General features: G+C 54.9%; 14 protein-coding genes. 13 read left to right on the forward strand and 1 reads right to left on the reverse strand.

Annotation, left to right across the window (positions count from 1 at the left end; genetic code table 11):
• Positions 1 to 2 precede the first annotated feature (2 nt).
• The 8 genes from iscU (at position 3) to sseB (ending at position 5,931) form a co-directional block, all read left to right on the forward strand.
• Positions 3 to 389: a Fe-S cluster assembly scaffold IscU gene (iscU, locus tag On2M_RS05450; RefSeq protein WP_002913991.1), complete on the forward strand. Its 387-nt coding sequence runs from the start codon at positions 3 to 5 to the stop codon at positions 387 to 389.
• 20 nt (positions 390 to 409) lie between these two features.
• Complete coding sequence (gene iscA, locus On2M_RS05455; protein WP_003037681.1) at positions 410 to 733, forward strand: iron-sulfur cluster assembly protein IscA; 324 nt, start codon at positions 410 to 412, stop codon at positions 731 to 733.
• Between the two features lie 75 nt (positions 734 to 808).
• The gene (gene hscB / locus On2M_RS05460; protein ID WP_005120410.1) at positions 809 to 1,324 is read left to right on the forward strand and encodes a co-chaperone HscB; all 516 of its coding nucleotides are present in this window, start codon (positions 809 to 811) and stop codon (positions 1,322 to 1,324) included.
• Between the two features lie 15 nt (positions 1,325 to 1,339).
• Entirely contained in the window at positions 1,340 to 3,190 is a 1,851-nt protein-coding gene (gene hscA, locus On2M_RS05465; RefSeq protein WP_210904479.1) for a Fe-S protein assembly chaperone HscA, read from the forward strand.
• A 1-nt stretch (position 3,191) separates the two neighbouring features.
• Positions 3,192 to 3,527, forward strand: a complete 336-nt coding sequence (fdx, locus tag On2M_RS05470) for an ISC system 2Fe-2S type ferredoxin (RefSeq protein WP_003037690.1) — start codon at positions 3,192 to 3,194, stop codon at positions 3,525 to 3,527.
• Between the two features lie 11 nt (positions 3,528 to 3,538).
• Entirely contained in the window at positions 3,539 to 3,739 is a 201-nt protein-coding gene (gene iscX, locus On2M_RS05475; protein ID WP_003037694.1) for a Fe-S cluster assembly protein IscX, read from the forward strand.
• Positions 3,740 to 3,800: 61 nt separating this feature from the next.
• Complete coding sequence (pepB, locus tag On2M_RS05480) at positions 3,801 to 5,084, forward strand: aminopeptidase PepB (RefSeq protein ID WP_151217658.1); 1,284 nt, start codon at positions 3,801 to 3,803, stop codon at positions 5,082 to 5,084.
• 70 nt (positions 5,085 to 5,154) lie between these two features.
• On the forward strand, positions 5,155 to 5,931 hold the full coding sequence (gene sseB, locus On2M_RS05485) for an enhanced serine sensitivity protein SseB (RefSeq protein WP_151217657.1): 777 nt from the start codon (positions 5,155 to 5,157) through the stop codon (positions 5,929 to 5,931).
• Between the two features lie 43 nt (positions 5,932 to 5,974).
• Here sseB and sseA read toward each other — a convergent pair whose 3' ends face one another.
• Positions 5,975 to 6,820 (reverse strand): 3-mercaptopyruvate sulfurtransferase, encoded by an 846-nt coding sequence (gene sseA, locus On2M_RS05490; protein ID WP_187258602.1) that lies wholly within the window; start codon positions 6,818 to 6,820, stop codon positions 5,975 to 5,977.
• Between the two features lie 206 nt (positions 6,821 to 7,026).
• Between sseA and On2M_RS05495 the strand changes: the two genes are divergently transcribed.
• From On2M_RS05495 to rodZ, 5 genes are all read left to right on the forward strand, one after another.
• A complete protein-coding gene (locus tag On2M_RS05495) occupies positions 7,027 to 11,958 on the forward strand; it encodes an alpha-2-macroglobulin (protein WP_210904480.1) in 4,932 nt (1,643 codons plus the stop codon).
• The gene (gene pbpC, locus On2M_RS05500; RefSeq protein ID WP_210904481.1) at positions 11,959 to 14,271 is read left to right on the forward strand and encodes a peptidoglycan glycosyltransferase PbpC; all 2,313 of its coding nucleotides are present in this window, start codon (positions 11,959 to 11,961) and stop codon (positions 14,269 to 14,271) included.
• Between the two features lie 137 nt (positions 14,272 to 14,408).
• Positions 14,409 to 14,840, forward strand: a complete 432-nt coding sequence (gene ndk, locus On2M_RS05505) for a nucleoside-diphosphate kinase (RefSeq protein ID WP_003037710.1) — start codon at positions 14,409 to 14,411, stop codon at positions 14,838 to 14,840.
• A 290-nt stretch (positions 14,841 to 15,130) separates the two neighbouring features.
• Entirely contained in the window at positions 15,131 to 16,297 is a 1,167-nt protein-coding gene (locus tag On2M_RS05510; RefSeq protein WP_003037713.1) for a bifunctional tRNA (adenosine(37)-C2)-methyltransferase TrmG/ribosomal RNA large subunit methyltransferase RlmN, read from the forward strand.
• 285 nt (positions 16,298 to 16,582) lie between these two features.
• Positions 16,583 to 17,584, forward strand: coding sequence for a cytoskeleton protein RodZ (gene rodZ / locus On2M_RS05515; protein WP_151217655.1), 1,002 nt, complete (start codon positions 16,583 to 16,585; stop codon positions 17,582 to 17,584).
• Positions 17,585 to 17,597: the final 13 nt, after the last annotated feature.

Raw genomic sequence — 17,597 nt, forward strand, 5'->3', positions numbered from 1 at the left:
TCATGGCTTACAGCGAAAAAGTAATCGATCATTACGAGAATCCACGCAACGTGGGCTCTTTTGACAACAGCGACGAGAACGTGGGCAGCGGCATGGTGGGTGCACCGGCCTGTGGCGACGTGATGAAGTTGCAGATTAAAGTCAACAATGAAGGTATCATTGAAGACGCGCGTTTCAAGACTTACGGCTGCGGTTCCGCTATTGCCTCCAGCTCTCTGGTTACCGAATGGGTGAAAGGGAAATCTCTGGACGAAGCACAGGCGATTAAAAACACCGATATCGCCGACGAGCTTGAACTGCCACCGGTGAAAATTCACTGCTCTATTCTGGCTGAAGACGCAATTAAAGCCGCGATTGCGGATTACAAAAGCAAACGTGAAGCAAAATAATTAAGAGTTGAGGTTTTATTATGTCGATTACCTTAAGCGACAGTGCAGCAGCGCGTGTAAATACCTTCCTGGCAAACCGCGGTAAAGGGTTTGGTCTGCGTCTGGGCGTGAGAACCTCCGGCTGCTCAGGTATGGCCTATGTACTGGAATTTGTTGACGAGCCGGCGGCTGAAGATACCGTGTTTGAAGACAAAGGCGTTAAAGTTGTGGTCGACGGTAAGAGCCTGCAATTCCTCGACGGTACGCAGTTAGACTTCGTCAAAGAAGGTCTTAACGAAGGGTTTAAGTTTACTAACCCGAATGTGAAAGACGAATGTGGATGTGGCGAAAGCTTCCACGTATAACGTGCGTCACCCGAAAACCCCACCGTGGCTTTGCTACGTGTGGGGTTTGTTCTAACAGGCTACCCTGAGAATGTTATGGACTACTTCACCCTCTTTGGCTTACCGGCCCGTTATCAGCTCGATACTCAGGCGCTGAGCCTACGTTTTCAGGATCTACAACGTCAGTATCATCCTGATAAATTCGCCAGCGGTTCCCAGGCGGAACAACTTGCTGCGGTTTCGCAGTCCGCCACGATCAACCAGGCCTGGCAAACGCTGCGTCATCCTTTGATGCGCGCGGAATACTTACTGTCTTTACACGGCTTTGATATCCGTAGCGAGCAACACACGGTGCGCGACACCGCGTTCCTGATGGAACAGCTGGAGCTGCGCGAAGAGCTGGACGAAATTGAACAGGCAAAAGACAGTCAACGTCTGGATACGTTTATGCAACGCGTTAGCGAAATGTATAACGTACGCCATCAATTGATGGTGGAACAACTGGATAGCGAGACGTGGGACGCGGCGGCAGATACCGTGCGTAAACTGCGTTTTCTCGATAAACTGCGAAGCAGTGCAGAACAACTCGAAGAAAAACTGCTCGATTTTTAATTTCCGGAAGCGAAAATGGCCTTATTACAAATTAGTGAGCCTGGTCTGAGCGCCGCACCGCACCAGCGTCGTCTGGCGGTAGGTATCGATTTAGGCACCACCAACTCCCTGGTTGCGACCGTACGCAGCGGCCAGGCCGAAACGCTGGCAGACCATGAAGGTCGCCACCTGTTGCCGTCAGTGGTTCACTATCAGCAACAGGGCTACTCTGTCGGTTACGATGCCCGCGCCAATGCCGCGCTGGATACGGCAAACACCGTCAGTTCGGTAAAACGCATGATGGGCCGCTCTCTGACGGATATCCAGGCGCGTTACCCGCATTTACCTTATACCTTCCAGGCAAGCGAAAATGGCTTGCCGATGATTGAAACCGCTGCCGGTTTGCTTAATCCGGTGCGCGTCTCCGCTGACATTCTGAAAGCGCTGGCCGCGCGGGCAACCGAATCGCTGTCCGGAGAACTGGACGGCGTGGTGATCACCGTTCCGGCTTACTTTGACGATGCACAGCGTCAGGGGACCAAAGACGCCGCGCGTCTGGCGGGTCTGCACGTATTGCGTTTGCTGAACGAACCGACAGCTGCGGCGATCGCCTATGGCCTGGACTCAGGTCAGGAAGGCGTGATCGCCGTCTATGACCTTGGCGGCGGCACGTTTGATATTTCTATTCTGCGCCTGAGTCGCGGCGTGTTCGAAGTGCTGGCGACCGGCGGTGATTCCGCGCTCGGCGGCGACGACTTTGACCATCTGCTGGCAGATTACATTCGCGAGCAGGCGGGTGTTGCCGATCGCAGTGATAACCGCGTACAGCGCGAGCTGCTGGATGCCGCGATTGCCGCGAAAATCGCGCTTAGCGACGCCGATTCTGTGACGGTTAACGTGGCGGGATGGCAGGGTGAAATCACCCGTGAAACCTTTAATGAACTCATTTCCGCACTGATTAAGCGTACGCTGTTGGCCTGCCGTCGCGCGCTGAAAGATGCGGGCGTTGAGCCGCAGGATGTGCTGGAAGTGGTGATGGTCGGTGGTTCAACACGCGTGCCGCTGGTGCGTGAACGTGTCGGTGAATTTTTTGGCCGTACGCCGCTGACCTCTATCGACCCGGACAAAGTGGTCGCTATTGGTGCGGCAATCCAGGCAGATATTCTGGTCGGAAATAAACCGGACAGCGAAATGCTGCTGCTGGACGTTATCCCGCTGTCGCTTGGTCTTGAAACCATGGGCGGTCTGGTGGAGAAAGTGATCCCACGTAACACCACGATTCCGGTGGCGCGCGCGCAGGATTTTACCACCTTTAAAGATGGCCAAACCGCGATGTCCATTCACGTGATGCAAGGCGAGCGTGAGCTGGTGCAGGACTGCCGTTCCCTGGCGCGTTTTGCACTGCGCGGTATCCCGGCGTTGCCGGCGGGTGGCGCGCATATCCGCGTGACCTTCCAGGTGGACGCCGATGGCCTGCTCAGCGTCACCGCGATGGAAAAATCTACCGGCGTTGAGTCCTCAATTCAGGTTAAACCGTCCTACGGTCTGACCGACAGTGAAATCGCCTCCATGATTCAGGATTCGATGAGTTTTGCCGAGCAGGACGTTAAAGCGCGTATGCTGGCAGAACAGAAAGTCGAAGCGGCACGCGTGCTGGAGAGTTTATCCGGTGCGCTGAACGCTGATGCCGCGCTGTTAAGCGCCGCAGAACGTCAGGCTATCGACACCGCCGCCGCGCATTTGAGCGAGGTTTCACAGGGTGACGATGTTGACGCGATAGAACAAGCCATTAAAAACGTAGACAAACAAACCCAGGAATTCGCCGCTCGCCGCATGGACAAATCCGTCCGTAGCGCGCTGAAGGGCCATTCCGTGGACGAGGTTTAATATGCCAAAGATTGTTATTTTGCCTCATCAGGATCTCTGTCCCGATGGCGCAGTTCTGGAAGCTGAGACCGGCGAAACCATTCTTGACGTTGCCCTGCGTAACGGTATTGAGATTGAACACGCCTGTGAAAAATCCTGTGCCTGCACAACCTGCCACTGCATCGTACGTGAAGGTTTTGATTCTTTGCCGGAAAGCACAGAAGAAGAAGACGATATGCTGGATAAAGCCTGGGGACTGGAGCCGGAGAGCCGTTTAAGCTGTCAGGCGCGCGTCACCGAGGACGATTTAGTGGTCGAAATCCCACGTTACACAATCAATCATGCACGTGAGCATTAACAGAGGGTAGTATGGGACTGAAGTGGACCGATAGCCGTGAAATTGGCGAGGCGCTGTACGACGCGTTCCCCGATCTCGACCCTAAGACCGTTCGTTTCACCGATCTGCACCAGTGGATCTGTGACCTGGAAGAGTTCGATGATGATCCACAGGCATCGAACGAAAAAATCCTTGAGGCCATTTTGCTGGTCTGGCTGGACGAAGCCGAATAAGTCAACGGGCTGCCCACGGGTGGCCCGTTTTCCTGTATGCGCGAAAATAAGGATAAATAAAATGACAGAAGCCATGAAAATTACGCTTTCCACGCAACCCGCCGACGCCCGCTGGGGTGAAAAGGCGACATACAGCATTAATAATGACGGCATTACCCTGCACCTGAACGGAAAAGATGACCTCGGCCTTATCCAGCGCGCTGCCCGTAAAATTGACGGCCTGGGTATTAAACATGTCCAACTGGAAGGTGAAGGCTGGGATACCGAACGTAGCTGGGCGTTCTGGCAGGGCTACAAAGGACCAAAAGGCACCCGCAACGTTGAGTGGGCTGCTCTGGACGAGACACAGCGCAAAGAGCTGGATAACCGTCTGAAGATTATTGACTGGGTGCGCGATACCATTAACGCCCCGGCAGAAGAGCTGGGCCCGGAACAGCTGGCGCAACGCGCAGTAGACCTGCTGTGTTCTGTTGCCTGCGATAACGTCTCTTATCGGATCACTAAAGGCGAAGATCTGCGCGAGCAGAACTACATGGGATTGCATACCGTAGGTCGTGGCTCCGAACGTCCTCCGGTGCTGCTGGCACTGGATTACAATCCAACTGGCGATAAAGAAGCTCCGGTTTATGCCTGTCTGGTTGGCAAGGGAATTACCTTTGACTCCGGCGGATACAGCATCAAGCAAAGCGCTTTTATGGACTCGATGAAGTCTGATATGGGCGGCGCGGCAACGGTGACCGGCGCGCTGGCGTTCGCCATCACCCGTGGTCTGAACAAGCGCGTGAAGCTGTATCTGTGCTGCGCGGATAACCTGATCAGCGGTAACGCCTTTAAGCTCGGCGATATTATTCACTATCGCAACGGTAAAAAAGTTGAAGTGATGAATACTGATGCTGAAGGGCGTCTGGTGCTGGCCGATGGCCTGATCGACGCCAGCGCGCAAAAACCAGAATTGATCATTGATGCTGCCACGCTGACCGGTGCGGCAAAAACGGCACTGGGCAACGATTACCACGCGCTGTTTAGCTTTGATGATGAACTGGCTGCCCGTCTGCTGGCAAGTGCGGCGCAAGAAAACGAGCCGTTCTGGCGTCTGCCGTTGGCAGAGTTCCACCGTAGCCAGTTGCCGTCTAACTTTGCCGAGCTGAATAATACCGGCAGCGCGGCTTATCCGGCGGGTGCAAGCACTGCGGCGGGCTTCCTGTCCCATTTCGTGGAAAACTATCAGCAGGGCTGGCTGCACATCGACTGCTCTGCAACCTATCGCAAAGCGCCGGTTGAGCAGTGGGCTGCGGGCGCAACCGGTTTAGGTGTGCGTACTATCGCGAATCTGTTGACCGCATAATTCATGATTGTATGGCCGGATGGCGCTACGCTTATCCGGCCTACATGTATTTACCCAATTTGTGATCCTTATGTCCGAAACGAAAAACGAATTAGAAATCCTGCTGGAGCAAGCGGCGACAGAGCCTGCGCATCGTCCGGCATTTTTCCGTACTTTACTGGAGTCTACCGTCTGGGTGCCAGGTACTGCCGCAGAAGGTGAGACGGTGGTTGAAGATAGTGCGCTCGACCTTCAGCACTGGGAAAAAGAAGATGGCACGACCGTGATCCCGTTCTTCACCTCTCTGGAAGCCTTGCAGCAGGCGGTTGAAGAGGAGCAGGCATTTGTTGTCATGCCAGTGCGCACGTTGTTTGAAATGACGCTTGGCGAAACGCTGTTTCTCAACGCGAAACTGCCGACCGGCAAAGAATTTATGCCGCGTGAAATAAGCCTGCTGATGGGAGATGAAGGGAATCCGCTCAGTACCCAGGAAGTACTGGAAGGCGGTGAATCGCTGATCCTCTCTGAAGTCGCTGAACCTCCGGCGCAGATGATTGACTCGCTGACCACGCTGTTTAAAACCATTAAACCGGTAAAACGGGCATTTCTCTGCTCAATCAAAGAAAGTCCGGATGCCCAACCCAACCTGTTGATTGGCATTGAAGCCGACGGTGATATTGAAGAGATCATTCATGTCGCGGGCAGCGTGGCGACTGATACGTTGCCAGGTGATGAACCGATTGATATCTGCCAGGTGGTCAAAGGTGAGAAGGGCGTGAGCCACTTTATCACTGAGCACATCGCACCGTTCTACGAACGCCGCTGGGGCGGTTTCCTGCGCGACTTTAAACAGAATCGGATTATCTAAATTGTAAGCCGGATAAGCGAAGCGCTATCCGGCATTTCCAGCTTTATAATACCGGTTCTACCGGTAAATCGTTGCGAGCACCCCACTCGCTCCATGCGCCGTCATACAACGCGACGTTGGACACACCCAGCGTGGCAAGTGCCAGCACCACCACGGCAGCCGTTACGCCTGAGCCACAGCTGGCGATAATTGGGCGGTCAAAGCTCACGCCGTGGCTAAAGAAGATAGCATCCAGCTCTTCGGTGGTTTTCAGTTCGCCGTCACGAACCAGTTCGGTCCACGGTACGTTAAGCGCTCCGGGCACATGACCACGCTTGAGGCCTGGTCGCGGCTCATCAACTTCGGCGTTAAAACGCGCTGCCGGGCGAGCATCGACAATCTGTGCGGTTTTTTCATGGCTGGCCAGCAGGACATCGGTCACCCGCACTACGGCCTCTGGCGTAAACGCAGCGTCAAACTCGCCTTCGGGCAAATCAACGTTCCCTTTCTGCAACGGTAACGCATCACGCTGCCAGCTCGCAAAACCGCCTGCCAAAATGGAGACATTTTCGACGCCAAACGTGCGCAGCATCCACCAGGCTCGCGGGGCAGAAAACAGATTGCCATCATCGTAGATGACCAGGTGTTTATCCTGATGTACACCCAGCTCGCGCATGGCTACGGCGAAAGCCTCCGGACGTGGCAGCATATGCGGCAATGCAGAAGTATGGTCGGAGAGCGCTTCGATATCAAAAAAGACCGCGCCAGGGATATGGCCGGCGCGATACTCCTCGCCAACATCGCGTTCTTCCTGTCCTGGAGGAGCCATCCGGGCATCAATAATTTGTATTTCCGGATCGTCAATGTGTTCGACAAGCCAGTCGGCAGCGACAAAGAAGGCGGTGGTCATAGGCATCTCCATTTTTACCAGGTTTCGGCAAATTGTCGGCTGTTTACCGTAAAGCGACAAGTAAAAGAGGCTGATTTGTCAGGTGGACCCACATTAATCACGAAAATTCAGACAACAACATCTCATTACTGACTTCCACCGCCTGAAATCTGACGCATAATAGTTGTTCTACGTAGCTAACGGGCCACTCAGGCCAGGGATGAAAAATGAAACAATTACACGTAGTGGCCTGTCTGCTGATGTTGGCGTTGGCGGGGTGCGATAATAACGATAAGCCGTCGATGGCGGCAAAAAATGATACGCCCGCCCCACAGACCACGTTGGCAAAAGATCCGGCGCAATTACATAAGCTGATGCAGCAAAGCCAGGGCAAGCCGCTGACGCTGCTGGATGCCTCAGAAGTCCAGTTGGATGGTGCGGCGACGCTGGTGCTGACTTTTTCTATTCCTCTCGATCCTGAACAAGATTTTTCTCGCGTACTACACGTGGTTGATAAAAAAAGCGGCAAAGTGGATGGAGCCTGGGAACTGGCGCCAAATTTGAAAGAGCTACGCTTACGCCATCTCGAACCTAATCGCGAACTGGTGGTGAGCATCGAGCGTGAGTTGCTGGCGCTGAATAAAGCAACGTTCGCTATCGACTATGAAAAAAACATTACCACCCGCGATGTCCAGCCAAGCGTAGGCTTCGCCAGTCGTGGCTCGCTGCTGCCAGGCAAAGTGATTGAAGGGCTGCCGGTGATGGCCCTTAACGTTAATAGCGTGGATGTGAACTTCTTTCGCGTTAAGCCTGAGTCGCTCGGTGCGTTTGTCAGCCAGTGGGAATACCGCAACTCGCTGTCTAACTGGGAGTCTGACAATCTGCTGAAGATGGCTGAACTGGTTTATACCGGGCGCTTTGACCTTAATCCTGCGCGTAACACCCGCGAGAAACTGCTGCTACCGCTTAGCGATATCAAACCGCTGCAGCAGGCGGGAGTTTACATTGCGGTTATGAATCAGGCTGGAAAATACAACTACAGCAATGCCGCTACGCTGTTTACGCTCAGTGATATTGGCGTGTCTGTGCACCGTTACCACACTCAACTGGATGTCTTTACGCAGAGTCTGGAAAATGGCGCTGCGCAGCAGGGTATTGAGGTCACGTTACTCAACGAAAAAGGGCAGACGCTGGCGCAGGCGACCAGCGATGCGCAAGGACATGTAAAGCTGGAGAATGATAAAGACGCTGCCTTATTGCTGGCTCGCAAAGACGGACAAACCACGCTGCTGGACCTGAAGCTCCCGGCGTTAGATCTGGCTGAGTTTGATATCGCTGGCGCGCCGGGATACAGCAAACAGTTCTTTATGTTTGGTCCTCGTGACCTCTATCGCCCCGGCGAAACGGTGATCCTCAACGGATTACTGCGTGACAGCGACGGCAAAACGTTACCCGACCAGCCGGTGAAGCTGGAAGTCGTGAAACCCGACGGACAGGTTTTACGCTCGGTAGTTAGCCAACCGGAAAACGGCTTGTACCGCTTTAGCTGGCCGCTGGACAGCAGCGCACCAACCGGCATGTGGCATATTCGTGCCAATACTGGTGACAACCAGTCACGGATGTGGGATTTCCATGTCGAAGATTTTATGCCGGAGCGGATGGCGCTTAACCTCACCGCCAGTAAGATGCCGGTGGCGCCAACTGATGAAGTGAAGTTCTCTGCGGTGGGCTATTACCTGTATGGCGCGCCCGCCAACGGCAATGCTCTGCAAGGACAGCTTTATCTGCGACCATTGCGGGATGCGGTGCAGGCATTGCCGGGGTTCCAGTTTGGGAATATCGCTGAAGAAAACCTTTCCCGTAGCCTCGATGAAGTTCAGCTCACGCTGGATGACCACGGACGCGGCGAAGTAATCACTAACAGCCAGTGGCAGGAGACGCATTCCCCGTTACAGGTCATTCTGCAAGCCAGCCTGCTGGAGTCAGGTGGTCGCCCGGTGACGCGTCGGGTTGAACAGGCCATCTGGCCTGCGGATACGCTGCCGGGTATTCGTCCGCAGTTTGCAGCGAAAGCCGTTTATGACTACCGCACCGATACCACCGTGAATCAGCCCATCGTTGATGAGGGCAGCAATGCCGCGTTTGATATCGTGTATGCCAACGCACAAGGCGAGAAAAAAGCGGTATCCGGTTTGCAGGTGCGCTTGATCCGTGAACGTCGTGATTATTACTGGAACTGGTCTGAAGGCGAGGGGTGGCAATCACAGTTCGATCAAAAAGATCTGATTGAGGGGGAGCAGACCCTGGATCTTAAGGCCGATGAAACCGGTAAAGTCAGCTTCCCGGTTGAGTGGGGTGCTTACCGTCTGGAAGTGAAAGCTCCGAATGATGCGGTGAGCAGCGTGCGCTTCTGGGCCGGTTATAGCTGGCAGGATAACAGCGACGGCAGCGGGTCAGTGCGTCCTGATCGTGTGACCCTGAAACTGGATAAACCCAGTTATCGTCCCGGTGATACCATGAAGCTGCACATTGCCGCACCCGCCGCCGGCAAAGGTTATGCGATGGTGGAGTCCAGCGAAGGCCCGCTATGGTGGCAAGAGATAAACGTGCCGGCAGAGGGGCTTGATATCTCCATTCCGGTCGATAAAACCTGGAACCGCCACGATTTGTATCTCAGCGCACTGGTGGTTCGTCCGGGCGATAAGTCTCGCTCGGCAACGCCCAAAAGGGCTGTCGGCCTTCTGCATTTACCGTTAGGTGATGAAAACCGTCGTTTGGGGCTGGCGCTGGAAAGCCCGGCGAAAATACGGCCAAATCAGCCGTTGACCGTCAAGATTAAAGCCAGCGTTAAAAATGGCGACGTGCCTAAACAGGTTAACGTACTGGTCTCTGCCGTTGACAGCGGGGTATTGAACATTACCGATTACGCCACGCCGGATCCGTGGCAGGCGTTTTTCGGGCAAAAACGCTATGGCGCGGATATTTATGATATTTACGGCCAGGTGATAGAAGGGCAAGGACGTTTGGCGGCGCTGCGCTTTGGTGGTGATGGCGATGAGTTAAAACGCGGCGGCAAACCTCCAGTCAATCACGTTAATATTGTGGCGCAACAGGCATTGCCAGTCATGCTTAACGACCAGGGCGAAGGTACGGTGACGTTACCTATTGGTGATTTCAACGGCGAGCTGCGGGTAATGGCGCAGGCCTGGACGGCGGATGATTTTGGCAGCAGTGAAAGCAAAGTGATTGTCGCCGCGCCGGTGATTGCTGAACTGAACATGCCGCGCTTTCTGGCTGGGGGGGATACGTCGCGCCTGACGATGGACGTGACCAACCTGACTGACAAACCACAAACGCTGGACATTAAGCTCGTGGCCAGCGGTTTACTGGAGCTGATGGGGCAAGATCCCGCGCCGGTAAATCTGGCACCGGGCGTACGGACAACATTGTTTGTTCCGGTACGTGCGCGAGAGGGTTTTGGCGATGGCGAAATTCAGGCGCAGATTAGCGGTCTGACGTTACCGGGCGAAACGCTGCCTGTTCAGCATAAGCAGTGGAAGATTGGCGTGCGTCCGGCGTTCCCGGCGCAAACCATCAACAACGGTGTCGCACTTCAGCCGGGTGCAACCTGGCAGCTTCCGGGCGAAGAACTGATGAGCTTCTCTCCAGCGACGATGCAGGGACAACTGCTGTTCAGCGGTAAACCGCCGTTGAATCTGGCGCGCTACATCCGTGAACTGAAAGCTTATCCTTACGGTTGCCTCGAGCAAACGGCGAGCGGGTTATTCCCGTCTTTATACACCAACGCCGCGCAGATGAAGGCATTAGGTATCGCGGGCGACAGTGATGAAAAACGCCGCGCGGCAATAGAGATTGGTATCTCTCGTTTACTGCAAATGCAACGTGATAACGGCGGTTTCGCACTGTGGGATAAGAACGGGTCGGAAGAGTACTGGTTGACCGCGTATGTGATGGATTTCCTCGTTCGGGCGAATGAACAAGGCTATAGCGTTCCGACAGAGGTCATTAACCGGGGCAATGAGCGATTGCTGCGCTACTTGCAGGATCCGGGCATGATGTCGATTCGTTATACCGACGACGCTTCAGCGAGCCGGTTTGCCGTCCAGGCCTACTCCGCGCTGGTACTGGCTCGTCAGCAGAAAGCCCCGCTAGGTGCGCTGCGTGAAATCTGGGAGCGTCGTACGCAGGCGGCTTCGGGTTTACCGTTGTTACAATTGGGGATCGCGCTGAAAAACATGGGCGATGCTAACCGCAGTGAACAGGCGCTGACGCTGGCGTTGAATACGCCACGCCGCGATGCGCATCAGTGGATGGCGGATTACGGCAGTCAACTTCGCGACAACGCGCTGATGCTGGCATTGCTGGAAGAAAACAAACTTAAACCTGAGGTGCAGAATACGTTGCTGAACACCTTGTCAGAACAGGCCTTTGGGCAGCGCTGGCTCTCTACTCAGGAAAATAATGCGCTGTTCTTTGCCGCACATACGTTGCAGGACTTGCCTGGCTCATGGCAGGCGCAAACGTCATTCTCTGAACAACCGTTAGCCGCAGAGAAATCACAGACGCGTAATCTGGATGCCGACGCGCTGTCTACGCTGAGCGTGACCAATACAGGTAGCCTGCCGCTGTGGCTGCGTTTGGATGTGAGTGGTTACCCGCAAACCTCGCCGACGCCTGCCAGTAATGTGCTGCACATTGAGCGTCAGATCCTGGGACTCGACGGGAACAGCAAATCGTTGGATTCTCTGCGCAGCGGCGAGCTGGTGCTGGTCTGGCTGGAGGTGAAAGCCAGTCAGAACGTACCGGATGCGCTGGTGGTCGACTTACTGCCTGCGGGCCTGGAACTTGAAAACCAGAATCTGGCCAACGGCAGCGCCAGCCTGCAGGATAGCGGCAGCGAAGTGGCGAATCTGCTCAATCAGATGCAGCAGGCGGATATCCAGCATGTTGAGTTCCGTGATGATCGCTTTGTCGCCGCGGTGGCAGTTAACGAAGGACAACCGGTTACGCTGGTGTATCTGGCGAGGGCGGTAACGCCGGGGACCTACCAGGTTCCTGTCCCACAGGTGGAATCAATGTATGTTCCGCAGTGGCGCGCGACCGGTGCGACAGAGGGACTTTTGATTGTCAGACCGTAAATGATGCGCGTGTTGGGTAAGCGCGGCTGCTGGCACTGGCTGGTAGCCGCTACGCTATTGTTTGTGGTGGCGGTTTGGGCGGCAGATAAAATCTGGCCGCTGCCGCTTCACGAAGTCGATCCGGCGCGTGTCGTGGTGGCCTATGATGGTACGCCGCTCTGGCGCTTCGCCGATGCAGACGGCATCTGGCGTTATCCGGTGACAATTGATGAAGTGTCACCCCGGTATCTCGAGGCGTTAATCAACTACGAAGACCGCTGGTTCTGGAAACATCCTGGCGTTAATCCTTTTTCAGTGCTGCGCGCGGCATGGCAGGACCTCTCCTCTGGGCGTGTGGTTTCTGGCGGCAGCACGCTCACCATGCAGGTCGCACGATTGCTCGATCCCCATCCCCGCACCTTCGGCGGCAAGTTCCGCCAACTCTGGCGCGCATTGCAACTGGAATGGCATCTCTCCAAGCGCGACATCCTGACGCTGTATCTCAACCGTGCGCCGTTTGGCGGTACGCTACAGGGCGTGGGGGCGGCAAGCTGGGCCTATCTGGGGAAATCGCCAGCACAATTGAGTTATTCCGATGCCGCGCTGCTGGCCGTCCTGCCGCAGGCACCGAGCCGCCTACGACCGGATCGTTGGCCGGACCGTGCTGAAGTGGCGCGCAATAAAGTGCTGGAACGCATGGCAACGCAGGGCATTTGGTCAGTCAGGCAGGTGCAGGAATCACGCGAAGAACCGGTCTGGCTGGCGCCCAGACAAATGCCGCAGTTAGCGCCGTTATTCTCGCGCATGGTGCTGGGAAAAAGCCGAAGCGATAAAATCGTGACTACCCTTGATGCCGGATTACAGCGCCAACTGGAAGAACTGGCGCAAAACTGGAAAGGACGCTTACCTGCGCGCAGTTCGCTGGCGATGATCGTGGTCGATCACACCGATATGAGCGTGCGTGGCTGGGTGGGGTCGGTAGATATGAATGACGACTCCCGTTTTGGTCATGTGGATATGGTGAATGCGATCCGTTCGCCGGGCTCGGTGCTAAAGCCGTTTGTTTATGGTCTGGCGCTGGATGACGGACTCATCCATCCCGCTTCGTTATTGCAGGATGTACCACGTCGAACCGGGGATTATCGACCAGGAAATTTTGACAGTGGTTTTCATGGCCCGGTGAGTATGAGTGAAGCGTTGGTGCGCTCGCTGAATTTACCCGCTGTGCAGGTACTCGAAGCCTATGGCCCGAAGCGTTTTGCCGCATCCTTACGTAACGTTGGCTTATCGCTGTATCTACCCGCCGGGGCCGCACCGAATCTGTCGCTGATTTTGGGCGGTGCGGGAGCAAAGCTTGAGGATATGGCAGCGGCTTACAGCGCCTTTGCCCGCCAGGGGAAAGCGGGAAAACTGCGCCTACAGCCAGACGATCCGCTGCTGGAGCGTCCGCTGATGTCGGCGGGCGCGGCGTGGATTATTCGCCGCATTATGGCCGATGAAGGGCAGCCGTTGCCGGATAACGCGCTGAGCCGGGTGGCCCCTCTGGCGTGGAAAACGGGCACCAGCTATGGCTATCGCGACGCATGGGCGATTGGCGTTAACGCTCGTTATGTGATTGGAATCTGGACCGGCAGGCCCGACGGTACGCCGGTAGTGGGTCAGTTTGGTTTCGCCAGTGCCGTGCCGTTGCTCAATCAGGTCAACAATCTTTTGCTCTCTCGCGGGACAAATCAGCCGGAAGATCCACGCCCTGAATCCGTGAGTCGCGGTGTGGTGTGCTGGCCGGGCGGGCAATCTCTTGCCCCCGGTGACAGCAACTGCCGACGCCGTCTGTCTACCTGGCTACTGGACGATAGCCAGCCGCCAACGTTGTTATTGCCCGAACAGGAAGGAGTGAGTGGCATTCGTTTCCCTGTCTGGCTGGACGATGAAGGTCAACGTGTGGCGGCGGATTGCCCGCAGGCGCACGAGCAAACGCTAATCGTCTGGCCTTTGCCACTGGAGCCGTGGTTACCGGAGTCAGAGCGACGTGGGGCAAGGCTACCGCCGGTCTCAGCCACGTGTCCGCCACTGGGACAGGATGTTTCACTGCCGCTGCAGTTGACAGGCGTTCGCGATGGCGCAATTGTAAGGCGTTTACCCGGTTCTGCGCAGGCCTCATTGCCGGTACAAACCAGCGGCGGGACAGGCGAACGTTGGTGGTTTCTTAACGGTGAACGGCTGGATGAACGAGGACGTCGCCTGACGCTACGGTTGGCGAACAAAGGGGATTATCAATTGCTGGTGATGGATGATGCCGGACAGGTGGCGACGGTGAGATTTTCATTGCAGTAGACCAATTGGTTACTGTTTGTTGCTAAAATTCATCTTATTTTAAAGAAATGTTATCTTCGTCAATAGTCAATTGCCAGGATGCTCTTTATAATCCGCGCCAGGTAAACCACAACAAAACATCTTTTTCAGAGGTAATCATGGCTATTGAACGTACTTTTTCCATCATCAAACCAAACGCGGTGGCAAAAAACGTTATTGGGAGCATCTTTGCGCGCTTTGAAGCTGCAGGGTTCAAAATTGTCGGTACTAAAATGCTGCACCTGACCGTTGAGCAGGCGCGCGGCTTCTACGCCGAGCATGATGGCAAGCCGTTTTTTGACGGTCTGGTTGAGTTCATGACCTCTGGTCCGATCGTTGTTTCTGTTCTGGAAAGCGAAAATGCCGTACAGCGCCACCGCGATCTGCTGGGCGCAACTAACCCGGCAAATGCGCTGGCAGGCACTCTGCGCGCAGATTACGCTGACAGCTTTACTGAGAACGGTACCCACGGTTCCGATTCCGTTGAGTCAGCGGCGCGCGAAATCGCCTATTTCTTTGGGGAAGGCGAGGTTTGCCCTCGTACTCGCTAATCTCCCGCGTCTTTCACGTCGCAGATGCGTTGGCTGCGTTCGTTTACTCCGGTCACATAGTTTTCTATGCTCCCGGAGATGCTCGAACTTGCCGCCTTCCTGCGACGCGAAATCCTTTGGAGATGAATTAGCGATTTACATATTATTTTCGCTAATGCTTCGTGCAAACGTGGCATCCCTGCGCCAGACTTTGTACAATGCAACGCCCCGGAAGAGCAGATCGCTTGCCGGGGCGTTTCTTTTTAACCCTCCACGGGCCACAACGTGTAACAACGAGGCCGGAAAAAATTATGTCTGAATTAGTTAACACCTCTGAAGTCGTCATTCCTGCGGTTCCAAATAAAAATGGAAAAATTAACCTGCTGGATCTGAACCGTCAGCAAATGCGCGAATTCTTCAAAGAAATGGGCGAAAAACCGTTTCGTGCCGATCAGGTCATGAAGTGGATGTATCACTATTGCAGCGACAACTTTGATGACATGACTGACATCAATAAAGTGCTGCGTAACAAGCTGAAAGAAGTGGCTGAAATTCGCGCCCCGGAAGTGGTGGAAGAGCAGCGTTCCTCTGACGGTACGATCAAATGGGCCATTGCGGTTGGCGATCAACGCGTAGAAACCGTGTATATCCCGGAAGACGATCGCGCTACCCTGTGTGTTTCTTCACAAGTCGGTTGTGCATTAGAGTGTAAATTCTGCTCTACAGCGCAACAGGGCTTTAACCGTAACCTGCGGGTGTCGGAAATCATTGGTCAGGTCTGGCGTGCGGCGAAAATCGTCGGCGCGGTGAAAGCAACGGGCGTGCGTCCTATCACCAACGTGGTGATGATGGGGATGGGCGAGCCTCTGCTCAACCTGACCAACGTGGTGCCAGCGATGGAAATCATGCTGGACGACTTTGGTTTCGGGCTGTCCAAGCGTCGCGTTACGCTCTCCACCTCGGGCGTTGTGCCTGCGCTGGATAAGCTGGGCGATATGATCGACGTCGCGCTGGCGATTTCTCTGCATGCGCCGAACGATGAAATTCGTGACGAAATTGTGCCTATCAACAAAAAGTACAATATCGAAACGTTCCTTGGCGCCGTCCGTCGTTATCTGGAGAAATCCAACGCTAACCAGGGTCGTGTAACCATTGAATATGTGATGTTGGATCACATCAATGATGGCACTGAACACGCGCATCAGTTGGCCGAACTGCTGAAAGATACGCCGTGTAAGATCAACCTGATCCCGTGGAACCCGTTCCCGGGCGCGCCGTATGGTCGTAGCTCTAACAGCCGTATCGATCGTTTCTCCAAAGTGTTGATGAGCTATGGTTTCACCACCATCGTGCGTAAAACACGTGGCGATGACATTGATGCAGCCTGCGGTCAGCTGGCGGGCGACGTTATCGACCGTACCAAGCGTACTCTGCGTAAGCGTATGCAGGGCGACGCTATCGACATCAAGACCGTTTGATGTTGAGTGCACTACGGTATAATTCATGTACCGTAGTGCAACGTAAGCCAGATGAGGTTCCTTGTTGTTGTCGTCAGGTCAATAATAACGGTGCGTTTTTGTCGACTTTAAGGCAGTATGTAACGGCGCAACAAGCGTTTAACCCTCAGGTTTACGCTGTTTTGTCATTGATGGTCTGACGGTTTTATACTGTCTGACGAAGGTTAACTGACCAGATGTTTCGCGGTGTGGGTGAGCATTATGGCTCGCCGGCATCAGAACCCAAATATTACGCAGCTGTAGCGAATGAATACTGAAGCCACGCACGACAAAAATGAAGCACTCTCCACCGGCGTTCGTCTGCGCAATGCCCGTGAACAACTCGGATTCAGCCAGCAGGCAGTCGCGGAGCGACTTTGCCTGAAGGTCTCCACGGTACGCGATATTGAAGAAGATAAGGCGCCAGCCGATCTCGCTTCAACATTCCTGCGCGGGTATATCCGTTCTTATGCGCGTCTGGTGCATATTCCTGAAGAAGAACTGTTGCCAGGGCTGGAAAAACAGGCTCCGATTCGTCCTGCTAAAGTCGCGCCGATGCAGAGCTTTTCGCTCGGTAAGCGTCGTAAGAAACGCGACGGCTGGTTAATGACCTTTACCTGGCTGGTACTGTTTGTCGTTGTCGGACTGACAGGTGCCTGGTGGTGGCAGAACCATAAAGCGCAGCAGGAAGAGATCACCACCATGGCCGATCAATCCTCCGCTGAGTTGAATGCCGGTAAAGAGGGGGCGCAGAATGTACCGTTAGATACCAGCGCTGCGGCAAGCCAGGATACCACGTCGGTAGCTGAAAATGGCGCGGTAACGGATGCGGCGCCAGCGCAACAAGATGCCGCAGCGACTCAGGCTCCGGCTGCTGATGCGCAACAGAACGCCGTTGTAGCACCTTCTCAGGCTAACGTTGATACCGCAACCACAGCGCCAACCGCTCCGGCCGCCGCAGCACCGTTGCCGACTGACCAGGCGGGCGTTACAACACCGGCTGGCGATCCTAACGCGCTGGTAATGAACTTTACCGCCGACTGCTGGCTGGAAGTCACCGATGCGACCGGTAAGAAACTGTTCAGCGGGATGCAACGTAAAGATGGCAATCTGAATCTGACCGGTCAGGCGCCGTACAAACTGAAAATTGGCGCTCCGGCGGCAGTGCAGATTCAGTTCCAGGGTAAACCTGTCGACCTGAGTCGTTTTATCAGAACTAACCAGGTTGCGCGTCTGACCGTTAATGCCGAACAATCACCGGCTCAGTAACAGACGGCAATGC

The organism is Citrobacter sp. On2M (assembly GCF_018035235.1).
Lineage (GTDB): Bacteria > Pseudomonadota > Gammaproteobacteria > Enterobacterales > Enterobacteriaceae > Citrobacter > Citrobacter meridianamericanus.

Excerpts from the sequence above, each read along its gene's own strand:
- iscU (WP_002913991.1), top strand. The coding sequence starts at position 3 with ATGGCTTACAGCGAAAAAGTAATCGATCATTACGAGAATCCACGCAAC.
- iscA (WP_003037681.1), top strand. The coding sequence starts at position 410 with ATGTCGATTACCTTAAGCGACAGTGCAGCAGCGCGTGTAAATACCTTC.
- hscB (WP_005120410.1), top strand. The coding sequence starts at position 809 with ATGGACTACTTCACCCTCTTTGGCTTACCGGCCCGTTATCAGCTCGAT.
- hscA (WP_210904479.1), top strand. The coding sequence starts at position 1,340 with ATGGCCTTATTACAAATTAGTGAGCCTGGTCTGAGCGCCGCACCGCAC.
- fdx (WP_003037690.1), top strand. The coding sequence starts at position 3,192 with ATGCCAAAGATTGTTATTTTGCCTCATCAGGATCTCTGTCCCGATGGC.
- iscX (WP_003037694.1), top strand. The coding sequence starts at position 3,539 with ATGGGACTGAAGTGGACCGATAGCCGTGAAATTGGCGAGGCGCTGTAC.
- pepB (WP_151217658.1), top strand. The coding sequence starts at position 3,801 with ATGACAGAAGCCATGAAAATTACGCTTTCCACGCAACCCGCCGACGCC.
- sseB (WP_151217657.1), top strand. The coding sequence starts at position 5,155 with ATGTCCGAAACGAAAAACGAATTAGAAATCCTGCTGGAGCAAGCGGCG.
- sseA (WP_187258602.1), bottom strand. The coding sequence starts at position 6,820 with ATGACCACCGCCTTCTTTGTCGCTGCCGACTGGCTTGTCGAACACATT.
- On2M_RS05495 (WP_210904480.1), top strand. The coding sequence starts at position 7,027 with ATGAAACAATTACACGTAGTGGCCTGTCTGCTGATGTTGGCGTTGGCG.
- pbpC (WP_210904481.1), top strand. The coding sequence starts at position 11,959 with ATGATGCGCGTGTTGGGTAAGCGCGGCTGCTGGCACTGGCTGGTAGCC.
- ndk (WP_003037710.1), top strand. The coding sequence starts at position 14,409 with ATGGCTATTGAACGTACTTTTTCCATCATCAAACCAAACGCGGTGGCA.
- On2M_RS05510 (WP_003037713.1), top strand. The coding sequence starts at position 15,131 with ATGTCTGAATTAGTTAACACCTCTGAAGTCGTCATTCCTGCGGTTCCA.
- rodZ (WP_151217655.1), top strand. The coding sequence starts at position 16,583 with ATGAATACTGAAGCCACGCACGACAAAAATGAAGCACTCTCCACCGGC.